The organism is Lentibacter sp. (genome assembly GCF_029254145.1).
GTDB lineage: Bacteria > Pseudomonadota > Alphaproteobacteria > Rhodobacterales > Rhodobacteraceae > Lentibacter.
The window spans coordinates 1-13899 of the sequence record NZ_JAQWYD010000032.1 but is presented as its reverse complement, the minus strand read 5'-3'; the positions used below and the strand labels follow the sequence as shown (position 1 = coordinate 13899).

The following is a 13899-nucleotide window of genomic DNA, read 5'->3' as shown; positions in this document are numbered from 1 at the left end:
TTTTACTAGCGCGGGCGCCGGCGGGCTGCAAGAAAGCGCTGACCTTTACTGGCGTATTCACCATATTTTCACCACAGTCAGCGTTTATAAAAGGGTCAAGAGTATTCCAACCAGCGCGAGACATATGGGCAAAATCACTGGTGATAACCGCGTTTTCCTGTTTTTGCAGGGGCCGCACGGGCCGTTTTTTCACCTTTTGGGGAAAATGCTGGAGCGTGCGGGAGCGAGTGTTTGGCGTGTCGGGTTTAACGCGGGCGACCGCGCCTTCTGGTTTAGCCCTAAGAGCTATGTCCCCTATCGTGGGACGCTGGCACCGTGGGATGCACGGTTTGCAGAGATTGTCGCAAAAAAAGGCGTCACCGATATTGTGCTCTATGGTGACACGCGCCCCATTCATGCGCAGGCTGTGGCCGCAGCAAAAGCCTTGGGCCTTGGCATTCATGTCTCTGAAGAGGGTTATATGCGGCCCTATTGGGTGACCTACGAACGCGGCGGAAGCAACGGCAACTCGCGGCTCATGAAGATGTCGTTGAACGAGATGCAAGCGGGGCTGGCCCATACGGACATGGACACACCCCTGCCCCCTGCCCGCTAGGGCGACACCCGCCAACATGTGTTTTATGGCGCGCTCTACCACTGGTTTGTGATGTTTCGAAACAGGCAATACCGCAACTTCCAGCCGCACCGTGCATTGAGCGTCACGAAAGAATTCCAGCTTTATCTCAAACGCCTTCTGCTCATGCCGTTTCAGGCCTTGGAGAGGGGTGTGGCCACGTGGCGTATTCGCCACGGTGGCTTTCCCTATCATCTGGCGCTTTTGCAGCTAGAGCATGACAGCAGCTTTCAGATGCACTCGCCTTTCAACACGATGACCGAGTTTCTCGAAGTTGTGATGCGCGGCTTTGCCGAAGGCGCGCCGAAGCACCATCACCTTGTTTTCAAGGCCCATCCGCTCGAAGACGGGCGCGTGCCACTGCGCCGCGAGATCAAACGACTGGCACGGGAATTGGGCCTGAAGAGCCGCGTTCATTATGTGCGCGGCGGCAAGCTGGCCGCGTTGCTCAATGATGTGCGCACAGCTGTCACCGTGAACTCGACTGCTGCGCAGCAAGTCTTGTGGCGGGGTATTCCGCTCAAGGTGTTTGGCCGTGCGGTCTATGATAAGCCCGAGTTTGTCTCAACCGAGCCGTTGGCGACCTTTTTCGGCGCGGCGAAGCGACCTGACCACAAGGCTTATCAGGATTATCGCCGCTACCTGCTGGAAACCAGTCAGGTTCCTGGCGGGTTTTATTCTTCCCGCGGACGACGCCAGCTGATGCGCATGGTGGTTGATATGATGCTGACCGCGGATGATCCTTATGAGGCCTTGGAGGCAGGAACCGCGGCTCCGAGGCAACAGTTACGTCTGGTGCAATAAGCCCGCGCAAGTCTAAAGCTTTATTTTTAAATTCATCTGGATTACGCTTGCCTCAATAACGGCGCGCAAAGTGCTGAATCTGAGGCAGAATAATAATAGGTCGAGGAGACCGAGCAGTGAAACCCGTAACTCCTAGCTGGGCGCGTTTTGTCGCGCTGGTTGCCGCTCTTGCGGTTGTATCATCTTGTGGCCTGCCGCGATCAGGCCCCAACAAACGCGAAATTTTTTCAGGATCTGTGCAGCAAAGCGGCGACGCTTTTGTTATCTCGGTCAATGACCGTGTGACCCGCGCGACAGGTATTGTGCCTGCCCTTGGCTTCTCGGATGCGTTCAAAAACGCAGGACTTATTGGCTCGGACACGATCCGCCCCGGGGATACGCTCGGCCTGACCATTTGGGAAAACGTCGATGATCCACTGCTTGGCTCATCTGGTCCCACAGGTTCAGGCGCCGCTGTGCTCGAAGAAGTGCAGGTCGATGGTGCGGGCTTTATCTTTATTCCATACGCCGGGCGCATCCGCGCCGCGGGCAACACGCCTGAAGGCATCCGCAAGACCATCACGCGCAAACTTGGCGAACAGACCCCTGACCCACAGTTTCAGGTCCGCCGCCTTGCAGGCGACGGTGCAAGCGTCAGCTTGATTGGTGCGGTTGGCGGCCAAGGCGTCTTTCCTATCGAGCGCCCGACGCGCACGCTTTCGACGATGATGGCGCAGGCTGGCGGCATAACGATCGAACCAGAGATTGCCCAGATCACTGTGATCCGTGGCAACATGCGCTCGAAGGTCTGGTTCCAAGACCTCTACAAATATCCGCAGCTTGATATTGCGCTACGCGATGGCGACCGTATTCTTGTCGAAGAAGACACTCGCAACTTTACCGCTCTTGGTGCGACTGGCACGCAAGCGCGTGTGGCTTTTGAAAGCCAGACCTTGAGCGCGATCGAAGCGATTGCACAAGTGGGTGGCCTTTCGACTTCGGCGGCTGACCCCACAGGTGTGTTTATTTTCCGCAACGAACCTGCCGATATTGCAAATATGGTAATGGGTCGTCAGGATTTGCAGGGCGCGCAGCGGCTTGTTTATGTGCTGGACCTGACGCAGCCCAACGGTATGTTTTTGGCGCGTGACTTCTCTGTGCGCGACAGTGACACGCTCTATGTGACCGAAGCACCGTTTACCCAGTGGGATAAGACGATCTCGGCTCTGACTGGCTCTTTGGCCACAGTCGACACGCTAACGACACTTGGTTCTGGCGGCTAAGGCCAAGTGGCTGATCTGCCCGATACATTTAAAGCCGTCGGTGCTGAAGAGCGTCGGCGGCTTTACTATTATACCGCTGGTTTTTTGCGACAGCGCCGTGTGCGACGGATTTTGCAACTTGCAGGGTATGATCTGAAACTTGGCAAGCCAACCTCCGACGACAGCGTGGCAGTTTGGGGCCGTTCGCCCTATGCGGCGCGGGGCGAGGCTATCGCGGCAAAGACAGGTGCCAGCCTTTTGCGCGTCGAAGATGCATTTCTGCGCTCGCTTCATGCGGGGCGCGCAGGCGAGCCACCTTTGGGGCTGATGATTGATGACATTGGCGTCTATTTTGACGCGAGTGCCCCCTCGCGGCTGGAGCAAATCCTTGCGAGCGACCCGCTGGATAACACCGACGAGCTCAAGCGCGCCCATTCCGGGATTGCCCGGATGAAAGAGGCACAGCTCAGTAAATATGCGAGCTATGACCCAGAGACGCCCTGCCCCAAGGCTGGATATGTGCTTGTGATCGACCAAACGCGCGGGGATGCTTCTGTGACCCATGGGCGTGCGGATGCGAATACTTTTGAGGAAATGCTCTACTATGCGCAGGAAGATAATCCTGGCGCGCGGATTGTAATTAAGACCCACCCAGAGACACAGGCGGGCTATCGGCAGGGGTATTTCAGCGAAGCCGACACCAGCGCCAAGATCAGCCTGTTTGACGGGGCTGTAAGCCCTTGGGCGCTGATGGAGGGCGCTGTTGCCGTATATACCGTGACCAGTCAAATGGGCTTTGAGGCGATCTTGGCCGGGCATCGACCACATGTATTTGGCCAGCCGTTTTATGCAGGTTGGGGGTTGTCGGAGGATCGTAATCCGCACGCCCTGTCCCGCCGTGGGCGGGTGCTGACGAAGGCGCAGCTTTTTCTTGGGGCGATGATCAAAGCGCCGACGTGGTATGACGCACACAACGCTTGTTTGGCGCGTTTTGAGACCGCCCTCGGCAGCTTTGAAGCCGAGGTGCGCGCGTGGCGCGAGGATCATGAGGGCTGGCAGGCGGCAGGAATGCGGCTTTGGAAACGCGGGCCATTGCAGCACTTTTTTGGCCGATACAAGCGGGTGCGGTTTCGGAACAGCTCCAAAGACACGGGACAGGCGATGATCTGGGCGGGCAAGGCGCAAGAAGGTAAGACACGCGCGCGGCTTGAAGACGAGTTTTTGCGCTCCCGCGGGCTTGGCGCGGCTTTGACCCCGCCTCTGAGCCTCGTGCTTGACGACCTTGGGATTTATTACGACCCGACCCGCGAAAGCCGGCTTGAACGACTGGTGGCAGCGCGGGCCACCTTGCGGGCGGATCAGACTGAACGCGTCCGCGCGCTGATAGAGACGATTTGCACTCAAGGCGTACCGAAATACAACCTCAAGGGCCAAGTCCCCGATCTCCCAGAGGGGCGGCGCATTTTGATTCCAGGGCAAGTGGAGGACGATGCCTCGATCCGTCTTGGTGCGGGGGAGATTTGCACAAACCTTGGCCTGCTGTCCGCAGCGCGGGCGGCAAACCCTGAGGCGATCATTGTTTTCAAACCCCACCCTGACGTTGAGGCAGGGCTGCGCCCTGGCGCAGTGGCGCCCCAAGATTTGGTTGGGCTGGCGGATGTATTGGTGGAAAATGCAGATGCGGCGACACTTTTCGGCAAGGTCGAGGAAGTCTGGACCATGACCTCTTTGCTTGGATTTGAGGCGCTTTTGCGTGGTCTAAAAGTAACCACAACAGGCGCACCGTTTTATGCGGGATGTGGGCTGACCACAGACAAGGGTCGTGTGCCTGCGCGGCGCGGGCGGCATGTGGGCCTTGAGAGCCTCGCCCATGCAGCCTTGATCGACTATCCACGCTATTTTGACCCTGTGAGCAAGCTTCCGTGCAGTCCAGAGCTCGCGCTGAAGCGGCTGAGCGAAGGCGGCTTTCAGCGCGGCCCCGCCAACCAGCTGCTGGCAAAGCTTCAAGGCGTCTTTGCGAGCTATGCGCATTTCTGGCGCTGATTGAAGCGACGGGGGCTTATGCCTATCTTAGGACAAAGGAGCCTCGACATGCGTGTGTTTGGATTAAGTGTCATAGTTGCTGGCTGCGCCTGTGCGGCCAGTGCCTTTACAGCCGTAAACGGGATCAGTGCATTTACCGAAGGAGGTGATGCGCGCTTTGAAGTGATTTCAGAGCGCGGCGCAGGTCCACGCGAAATCTGGTGTGCGGCGGCCCAATATGCGCGTGTTGTTCTTGGAGAGGCGCCAAATACGCGGATTTATCTCGCTCGCGCGATTGGGCCTTCGCCGCAGTATGACACCAAAAATTCCGCCAGCTTTACAACCCGACCAGACTCCACGCTCGCGTAAGGACCACGGCCTGGGGATGGCGGGAATTATTCTGTCTCACTCAAGACAACAGGCTATAGCCTCAGGCTCGCTCATGCCGAAGGGTTTTGCCCTCGTATCATTGAAGAGTGGATCGACTGAAGAATGCAGGACACCTTCCATATCGCAACACGCGGCCAAGGGCTTTACGAGTTTACCCCCGATGTGGCGGGCCTATTGGCAGGCCAGGGCGACGGGCTTCTCACGCTGATGGTGCGCCACACCTCCTGTTCGCTTCTCATTCAGGAAAACGCGGACCCAGAGGTGCAGAGCGACTTGAGCGCCTATTTTGGCCGGCTTGTGCCGCCCTCTGACGACCCGTCGATGCGATACCTGCGCCATACTTACGAGGGCCCCGATGATATGCCAGCACATATCAAAGCCGCGATGATGCCTGTCTCGTTGAGTATTCCTGTTCAGCGCGGACAGATGCGGCTCGGCACTTGGCAGGGGATCTATCTGTTTGAGCACCGCGATGCGCCGCATCGACGCGAAGTGGCCGCATATTTTGCCCCTGATCGCGGCCTTTAGGCCACACGGGAACCAAACTGCAACATTCCCTCTATAGCCTATCTTGGGGGTGCATTTGCCCCCTACCCAAAGCCTAGCGTCTGGCCTATAGTGCCTGTTGATAAGTGGGGGCCAACCCCACATCTTTGAGGCGGAACAACAAAAGAAGGGGGACGGCCTATGCGCTGCCCGTTTTGCGGAAACATCGACACCCAAGTAAAAGACTCGCGCCCAGCCGAAGACCATGTGTCTATTCGGCGTCGGCGCTTTTGCCCTGCCTGCGGGGGGCGTTTCACCACATATGAGCGCGTGCAGTTACGCGATCTTGTCGTGATCAAAACCAACGGCAAGCGCGAAGACTTTGACCGCGATAAGCTCGAACGCTCTATTCGTATGTCCATGCAAAAGCGCCCAGTTGAGCCTGAGCGGATTGATCAGATGATCTCGGGGATTGTGCGCAGGCTGGAAAGCCAAGGCGAGACAGACATTCCCTCACGCGTGATTGGTGAGATTGTCATGGAGACGCTCGCACGGATCGACACCGTAGCTTATGTGCGTTTTGCAAGTGTTTACAAGAACTTCCAAGCGGCAGACGACTTTGACAAATTTGTCAGCGAGCTGCGGCCGGATGTGAAACCTGAAGACAAGTGAACCAGTCTGACGACAGCTATATGCGTGCCGCCCTTGGACTGGGGCGGCGTGGGATGGGCCAGACATGGCCCAACCCTGCTGTTGGCTGTGTGATTGTGAACGCGGGCCGCATTGTGGGCCGCGGCTTCACGCAAGCGGGCGGGCGCCCGCATGCTGAAACCGTCGCTCTGGCGCAAGCTGGAGCGCAAGCACGCGGGGCCACGGCCTATGTTACGCTGGAACCTTGCGCGCATCAGGGACAAACGCCGCCCTGCGCGAGCGCTTTGATTGAAGCAGGGATCGCGCGAGTTGTTGCGCCATTTGAAGACAATGATGCGCGCGTTTCAGGGCGTGGATTTGAGATGCTGCGCGCGGCGGGCATCGAGGTTGTGCTTGGGGTCTGTACGCAAGAGGCTGCCCGCGATCACGCTGGGTTTATGAAGCTTCAGGCAGTAGGGCGGCCTTTTGTGACGCTCAAACTTGCCAGCAGTTTTGATGGGCGCATCGCAACGGCCACAGGCGAGAGCCAGTGGATCACGGGCGCGGCGGCACGCGCCGATGTGCACCGACTGCGCGCATGCCATGACGCTGTGATGGTGGGTGGCGGCACAGCGCGGGCGGACGACCCTATGCTCACGGTGCGCGGCCACGGCGATGTGCGCCAGCCTGTGCGGGTGATCGTCTCGCGCCACCTTGATCTGCCAATGATGGGCAAGCTTGCGATGAGTGCGAAAGAGGTGCCGCTTTGGCTTTGCCACGGGTCAGATGCGGACAGTTATTTGACCGAGGCTTGGAGCGGTATCGGTGCGCAGCTTTTGCCATGCGGCTTGCGCGGACGGCAGCTTGATATTGCCTCCGTGCTCGACGCCTTGGGCGCAGCGGGGCTCACACGCATTTTCTGCGAAGGGGGTGGCGCGTTGGCGGCCTCGTTGCTTGGGGACAATCTCGTCGACGAACTTGTCGGCTACACCGCAGGGCTCGCAATTGGCGCAGAAGGCTTGCCTGCGATTGGGGCAATGGGGCTTGAGCGGCTCACACAAGCGCCACGCTTTGAGCTTCTGGAAAGCCTAGCAGTGGGTGGGGATGTGATGACGCGGTGGGGGCGCCTCACCAGTTGAAGCTGACAGAGCCAGCATCGCACTCAAGACGTGCGAGCTCTTTGCCGTTTTGGCCAACCGTCACGCCGCCGTGGGTGATGACTTTGACGTCACCGCCCTCTGCTTCTGGCCAGATACGTTCATGCGCGCCAAAAACTGTGTAGCTTACGCCATTGTTTTCAAACTCAAGTTCTTCCCAAATGGTGTTGCTCACCCCTGACCAAGGCCGATGGAGATATTCGCCCTTGCGCGCCGTTAGCGCCAGCTCGGCTTTGCCTCCGGAAGGACCAAACCAGTAAGACGCACGATCCTCGCTGCGACAGGTCTCAAGCTTCTTTTTTCCATTTTTCAGAGTACATGAAACAAACTCGGACTCGCCAACAGGACAGCCAGCGTTGGCAAGGCTCGGAAGCAAAACCGCTAAGCTGAAGGCGATTGTTTTGATAATGGTTGTCTCCATAAAAAAGAGCCCCGAAGGGCTCTTTTGCATTACTGATCGAGGAAGCTGCGCAGCTTGCGGCTGCGGCTGGGGTGCTTGAGCTTTCGCAGCGCTTTTGCCTCAATTTGGCGGATGCGTTCGCGGGTGACGCTGAACTGCTGGCCGACTTCTTCGAGTGTGTGGTCGGTATTCATCCCGATGCCGAAGCGCATCCTCAGCACGCGCTCTTCGCGAGGTGTCAGCGAAGCGAGAACACGGGTTGTTGTCTCTTTGAGGTTCTCCTGAATGGCGGAGTCCAGAGGCAGAACGGCGTTCTTGTCTTCAATGAAATCACCGAGCTGTGAATCTTCCTCATCGCCAATCGGCGTTTCGAGGCTGATTGGCTCCTTGGCGATTTTCATCACCTTGCGGACTTTCTCAAGCGGCATTTGCAGCTTTTCGGCCAATTCTTCGGGCGTCGGCTCACGGCCAATTTCGTGAAGCATCTGGCGGCCTGTCCGCACAAGCTTGTTGATCGTTTCGATCATATGCACAGGGATACGGATCGTGCGGGCCTGATCGGCGATAGAGCGCGTGATCGCCTGACGGATCCACCATGTGGCATAGGTCGAGAACTTATATCCACGGCGATATTCGAACTTGTCGACCGCTTTCATGAGGCCGATGTTACCTTCCTGAATGAGATCAAGGAATTGCAGGCCACGGTTGGTATATTTTTTGGCAATCGAAATAACGAGGCGCAGGTTGGCTTCGACCATTTCTTTCTTCGCCTGACGGGCCTCTTTTTCGCCCTTCTGGACCTGACCGACGATGCGACGGAACTCAGAGATATCAAGGCCGACATACTGACCGACTTGGGCCATTTCAGCGCGCAGCACGTCGACTTTATCAGCGGAGCGCTCGATAAACATCTGCCAGCCACGGCCCGCTTTCTCCGCCATGTCTTCCATCCATGTCGGGTCAAGCTCGCGACCGCGGTATTCATCAACGAATTCCTTACGGTTGATGCGGGCCTGATCCGCCAGTTTGACCATGTTGGAGTCAATCTGCATGATCCGGCGGTTGATACCGTAGAGCTGGTCAATCAGCGCTTCGATACGGTTGTTGTGCAGGTGAAGCTCGTTCACGAGGAGCACGATTTCGGAGCGCAGTTTTTGGTATTTCTTCTCTGCTTTGTCCGAGAAGCTGCTGTCTTCGTTGAGCGTAGCGGAGATACGGCTGTCCTGCATCTCCGAGAGCTTTGTGTAGGCATCGGCGATCTGGTCGAGGGTTTCGAGCACGCGGGGCTTTAGCGCAGCTTCCATCGCGGCGAGCGACATGTTCGCCTGTTCGTCGTCATCCTCGTCTTCATCATCTTCTTTGATGAGCGGGTTGCCGTCGGCATCGAGCTCAGGGCTGGCGTCATCGCGGCCAGGAGCAGATGTGACATTGGCGGCGGCCGCGCCCGGGGCAACCGGACCTGCACCAACCTCGCCTTCTTCGCCAAGCTGATTGCCGAAGGTTGTTTCAAGGTCGATCACGTCGCGCAGGAGAATATCTTCCGAGAGAAGTTCGTCGCGCCAGATCGTGATCGCCTGGAAGGTCAGCGGGCTTTCGCAAAGCCCGAGGATCATTGTATTGCGGCCCGCTTCGATACGCTTGGCGATGGCGATTTCGCCTTCGCGCGAGAGCAGTTCGACAGAGCCCATTTCGCGCAGGTACATGCGCACAGGATCATCGGTACGGTCGAGCTTTTCGGACGTGCCCGAGCCAAGCGTCAGCTCGCCCTTCTGGCCCATAGTGACCAGATCGCCCTGCTTTTGCTCTTCTTCTTCGGCTTCTTCATCTTCGATGATGTTGATGCCCATTTCAGACAGCATCGACATCACGTCTTCGATTTGTTCGGAGCTGACCTGTTCGGGCGGCAAGACTTGGTTGAGCTGATCGTAAGTGATGTAGCCCTTCTCGCGCGCCTCGGCGATCATCTTTTTGACCGCCGCTTGGCTCATATCAAGGGAGCCGTCGCTGTCGTCTGCGTCGGGCTTGCGCTCATCGTTGTCTTTTGCAGCCATGGTTTGCTCCTTCGGAACTGGATCGCGGGTGATTCGCTTTTAACCGAATCATCGGCTTTACGAAGTGATTCGCAACCCGTTTACCCTGTTTTGGTTAGCGCTTCCTCACGAAAACGCATTAATCTGACGAATCAGTGTGGCCAATCTGCGCCATGAGCGCCGCAAAGGCCTCGCGTTCGGACTTACTGATTCGAGCGCCGTTCTTGCCGAGGTCGTATTCGGTGTTGTCTTCCTGTGTGCCACTTTGCGCGCGCCCTACAGCTGCGGCGGCCTGAGACAGCCGCCACGTCACGGCTTCGTCAGCCAGATGGGCTAGGTCTTCCTCTGCTTCGGCGATTTCGGCTTTGAGCCCCCGGTGGGCCTCAAGTTTGGCGAGTTCCTCGGCCAATGTCATGCGCACGAGGTCTTCATCCGCCGCCTCTTTGAGCGCGGGGACTATGCGCAGATGGGGGGCGGCGAGCAAATTTTCAAGCGTCTCATAGCCCAAACGTTCGGCGGCCTCTTCATAGGCGGCGTCATAGGCTGTCGATCTGAGGCTCAAGACCACATGGCGCAAAGCCGAAAGCTCTGGCGTGTGGCAATCCATCCGCTCCAATGCGTAATCAAATTCGCGTGCAAGCAACGGATGCCGCAAGAGCATAGCCAGAATGACAGTGATGCGCATGCGCTCTTGGGAGGCCTCGTTGCCTGCAGCGAGGTAGCTGTTTTTTGTTTCCGTCAGGACAGGCGGCTGCGGCGGCTGCCATGCGCCTTTGCCACGGGTCTTTTGATAGCCGCCCTGCCGCTGCCCGCCGCCCGAAGGCGCCCACGCCTCACGTTTGGGGCGAAAGAGATCATAGCGCATCTCTTTGATCGCCTCGCCGTAGTGGCTGCGGATCGAGGGATCGCGGATCAGCTTGATTTTCTCACGCAATGCCTTGTCGAGGGCAGCCTTGCGCTCGGGGCTGTCATACACGCGACCTTCGGTTTCGCGGCTCCACAGGAGGTTGACCATGGGCATGGCCTCCTCAACGAGCTTGCGCACGGCCCCTGCCCCCTCGGCGCGGATCATATCGTCCGGGTCTTTGCCCTCGGGCATCAGCGCAAAGCGCAGAGATTTGCCAGCTTCAAGCAATGGCAGAGCGATATCAATCACGCGGTGCGCGGCACGAAGGCCAGCGGTATCGCCATCGAGCGCGATCACTGGCTCATCGGAGACGCGCCAGAGCATCTGGAGCTGATGCTCTGTAACGGCTGTGCCAAGCGGCGCGACAGAGCCTTCAAACCCCGCCTCTGAGAGCGCGATCACATCCATATAGCCCTCGGCCACAATCAGAGGTGCTCCTTTTCCAGCGGCCTCTCGCGCGGGCGCGTGATTGTAAAGCGTGCGGGATTTGTCAAAGAGCGGTGTCTCGGGCGAGTTGAGATATTTGGCGTTGTCGGCTGGGTCCATCGCGCGGCCACCAAAGGCGATACAGCGTTTGCGGATGTCGCGGATCGGGAACATGATCCGGTTGCGGAACGTATCATAGGGTTTGCCGCCCTTGGCGCTCGGCTTGGCAAGGCCCGCCTCAATGATCAGATCGGGCGTAACGCCTTTGCTTGTGAGGTGATCCCAGAGATTTTGCCAGCCGTCGGGGGCAAAGCCGACTTCAAAGCGCTCTTGTGTGCTCTCTTTGAGGCCGCGCTTATCCAGATAATCACGCGCCGGCGCACCGGTCCCTGTCTTGAGCTGGAGGCGGTAAAATTGCACAGCCTGCTCCATCACTTTGGCGAGCTCTGTGTGCTTGTCAGCCTTTTCCTGAGCGCGCGGATCGCGTTCGGGGATCGGCAGACCTGCCTCACGAGCCAGTATCTCTACGGCCTCCATGAAGCCGACATTTTCAGTGTCCTTTATAAAGGAAATCGCATCCCCTTTGGCGTGACAGCCAAAGCAATAGTAGTAGCCCTTGCGGTCATCGACATGGAAGGAGGCGGATTTTTCGTGATGAAAGGGGCATGGCGCCCACATGTCGCCCTTGCCTTGGTTTGACTTGCGCTGATCCCACATGACTTTGCGGCCCACGACCTGCGAGAGCGAGGTGCGGGTGCGAAGCTCATCAAGAAAACCGGGTGGCAGCGACATCTGGCTAATATGGGGCCTGAGCGCGCGGGCGGCAAGCGCTCAAACGTAACTTACTCAGGCTCAAAGGCCGCGCATTGCTCAATGAAGACTGCGGGCACATCATTGGCCTTCAAGTCTTTACGCGGCAAAGTGTAAATATAGCCGACCAGCAGGGGGATTGCGCCCTGGAGCGCCTCTTCTGTGCTGGCCCTGATGTCTTCTTTGGCCTTGGTCTCGTTGGTTCGCTTGAGGCGTAGTGCAACGGCCTTCGTCACAATCTCGCCTTGGGCTTCACAGCGCGCTTTGCGCTCTTTGGCTGTTTCGGCCTGAGCCGTTGTCGCTGCGGTCATCAGCATGAAGGCGACTGTGGTTGTGAGCAGGTGTTTCATGGCGTCTCTCTTCTCAGTTTCAGCCAAGCCTAGCGGAGCAGGACGGGAGAGTCAGCGAAGAATTCCGCAGACAGTCACGCAACCGGCACAAGCGCGCCGATCAGGGCCGGTATTCACCGCGCGCCATATGCCAATGCAACATAATCGGCGGGGCAAAGAGCAGGAGCCAGCCAAACGTCAGGTAGACATAGATCAGCGCGGGCCACCAAAGCACAGCAAAGACAAGGCCAACGGCGCCTGCCATACGGATCGCCTGTTTTTGCGGGAAAAACCGCAAGAGGCCGAGCTGAAGAAGCTTGCCACCATCCAGCGGCTGTACAGGAATGAGATTGAAGACAAAGAGCGCAAGATTCAGCCGTGCAAAGAGCATGAGATAGCTGCCGATCGCATCTAAGCCCATCGCATGGCTTGAAAAAATCCACCACGACAAAAGCGAGGCCAGTGCCCAGAGCGCAAGGTTGACCAGAGGTCCCATGGCGACAATCAGCTCTTGCTGGTGGCGCGAGGCAGAGCGCGCATGTTCACAAAAGCCGCCACCGCCATGAAGCACGATCCGCGTTACAGGCAAGCCTTGGATGAGGCACCCCCAAGCGTGGCCAAGCTCGTGCAGATAGATCGACGTGAGAAGCATCGCGACAAGGATACCAACCCAGAGGATATTGCTCAGCCCCGCAAGGAAGAGCAGCAGACCTGCCAATATGACAAGCGACTGGCTGACATCGACGCGCACGCCGAATAGACCTTTCACAGAAAACAGCGTTGGACCCGTTTGAAACATGGCGCATGTTTGCGCCGAAGTCTTGGCAGCGGCAAGTGCAAAAGGCGCTGGTTTTGGATTTGTGAGCGGCTAAACTGAAGCCATGACAGAGCATATTGTGATATTGACGGGCGCAGGTATCTCGGCCGAAAGCGGGCTTGGAACCTTCCGGGACGAGGGTGGGCTGTGGGCGCAGCACAGGATCGAAGATGTGGCGACTCCCGAAGGGTTCATGCGTGATCCGGAGCTTGTACAGAGATTTTACAACATGCGCCGCGCGGAAGCCGTCAAAGCCGTGCCCAATGCAGCGCATCGCGCCTTGGCTGCCCTTGAGGCGGTACACGATGTGCTTATCGTCACACAGAATGTCGACGGGCTTCACGAGGCCGCGGGATCAAAAAACGTACTTCACATGCACGGAAGCCTTGCGCGCGCTATGTGTTCCAACTGCCAAGCGCGGTGGGATGCGCCTTTGGTTATGAGTGTGTCTGATGCGTGCCCGAGCTGCGGCGCAGAGGCCACGCGGCCTGACATCGTCTGGTTTGGCGAAATTCCTTATGGGATGGAAAGAATCGACACGGCCTTCGGCCAAGCCACGCTTTTTGCCTCGATCGGCACCAGTGGCAATGTCTACCCTGCAGCAGGCTTTGTTGCCGAGGCGCGCCGCCTTGGTGTGCCCACGGTCGAGCTCAACCTTGAGCCATCTGCGGGGTATTGGATGTTTGACGAGGTGCGGATCGGCCCTGCGAGCGAGACTGTTCCCGAGTGGGTTGCCGACTTCTGCTGACCCTTCAGCTCTTTCGTTCCAGAAATATCCCCCCCGAGGGGGGGGCATGTCATAAGCCCTAAGGCTTATGACATGGGGGCAGAGCCCCC

General features: G+C 58.0%; 12 protein-coding genes and 1 pseudogene. 8 read left to right on the top strand and 5 right to left on the bottom strand.

From position 1 onward, the window contains the following. The first annotated feature begins 124 nt into the window (after window positions 1-124). The 7 genes and pseudogenes from P8O11_RS03845 to ribD all read left to right on the top strand — a co-directional run bounded on the left by P8O11_RS03845 (window position 125) and on the right by ribD (window position 7325). Window positions 125-1417, top strand: a pseudogene (locus P8O11_RS03845) (capsule biosynthesis protein). Window positions 1418-1533: 116 nt separating this feature from the next. Next, window positions 1534-2679, top strand: coding sequence for a polysaccharide biosynthesis/export family protein (locus P8O11_RS03840; protein WP_300291827.1), 1146 nt, complete (start codon window positions 1534-1536; stop codon window positions 2677-2679). A gap of 6 nt (window positions 2680-2685) precedes the next feature. Further along, the gene (locus P8O11_RS03835; protein WP_300291825.1) at window positions 2686-4701 is read left to right on the top strand and encodes a capsular polysaccharide biosynthesis protein; all 2016 of its coding nucleotides are present in this window, start codon (window positions 2686-2688) and stop codon (window positions 4699-4701) included. 48 nt (window positions 4702-4749) lie between these two features. Beyond that, complete coding sequence (locus P8O11_RS03830) at window positions 4750-5049, top strand: hypothetical protein (protein WP_300291823.1); 300 nt, start codon at window positions 4750-4752, stop codon at window positions 5047-5049. A gap of 123 nt (window positions 5050-5172) precedes the next feature. Next, window positions 5173-5598, top strand: coding sequence for a secondary thiamine-phosphate synthase enzyme YjbQ (locus tag P8O11_RS03825; RefSeq protein WP_300291821.1), 426 nt, complete (start codon window positions 5173-5175; stop codon window positions 5596-5598). Between the two features lie 159 nt (window positions 5599-5757). After that, window positions 5758-6228: a transcriptional regulator NrdR gene (gene nrdR, locus P8O11_RS03820; RefSeq protein ID WP_089889318.1), complete on the top strand. Its 471-nt coding sequence runs from the start codon at window positions 5758-5760 to the stop codon at window positions 6226-6228. Beyond that, window positions 6225-7325, top strand: a complete 1101-nt coding sequence (gene ribD / locus P8O11_RS03815; protein WP_300291819.1) for a bifunctional diaminohydroxyphosphoribosylaminopyrimidine deaminase/5-amino-6-(5-phosphoribosylamino)uracil reductase RibD — start codon at window positions 6225-6227, stop codon at window positions 7323-7325. Before nrdR ends, ribD begins: the two co-directional genes overlap by 4 nt. On the opposite strand, the gene P8O11_RS03810 is transcribed toward ribD, so the two are convergent. From P8O11_RS03810 to P8O11_RS03790, 5 genes are all read right to left on the bottom strand, one after another. After that, window positions 7315-7764: a hypothetical protein gene (locus P8O11_RS03810; protein WP_300291817.1), complete on the bottom strand. Its 450-nt coding sequence runs from the start codon at window positions 7762-7764 to the stop codon at window positions 7315-7317. The genes ribD and P8O11_RS03810 overlap by 11 nt on opposite strands. A 29-nt stretch (window positions 7765-7793) precedes the next feature. Then, a complete protein-coding gene (gene rpoD / locus P8O11_RS03805; RefSeq protein ID WP_300291815.1) occupies window positions 7794-9794 on the bottom strand; it encodes an RNA polymerase sigma factor RpoD in 2001 nt (666 codons plus the stop codon). Window positions 9795-9912: 118 nt separating this feature from the next. Then, a complete protein-coding gene (gene dnaG / locus P8O11_RS03800) occupies window positions 9913-11898 on the bottom strand; it encodes a DNA primase (RefSeq protein WP_300291813.1) in 1986 nt (661 codons plus the stop codon). Between the two features lie 50 nt (window positions 11899-11948). Then, window positions 11949-12266: a hypothetical protein gene (locus tag P8O11_RS03795; RefSeq protein WP_300291811.1), complete on the bottom strand. Its 318-nt coding sequence runs from the start codon at window positions 12264-12266 to the stop codon at window positions 11949-11951. A gap of 100 nt (window positions 12267-12366) precedes the next feature. Beyond that, window positions 12367-13044, bottom strand: a complete 678-nt coding sequence (locus P8O11_RS03790) for a site-2 protease family protein (protein WP_300291809.1) — start codon at window positions 13042-13044, stop codon at window positions 12367-12369. A gap of 82 nt (window positions 13045-13126) precedes the next feature. Between P8O11_RS03790 and P8O11_RS03785 the strand changes: the two genes are divergently transcribed. After that, complete coding sequence (locus P8O11_RS03785) at window positions 13127-13810, top strand: NAD-dependent deacylase (RefSeq protein ID WP_300291807.1); 684 nt, start codon at window positions 13127-13129, stop codon at window positions 13808-13810. Window positions 13811-13899: the final 89 nt, after the last annotated feature.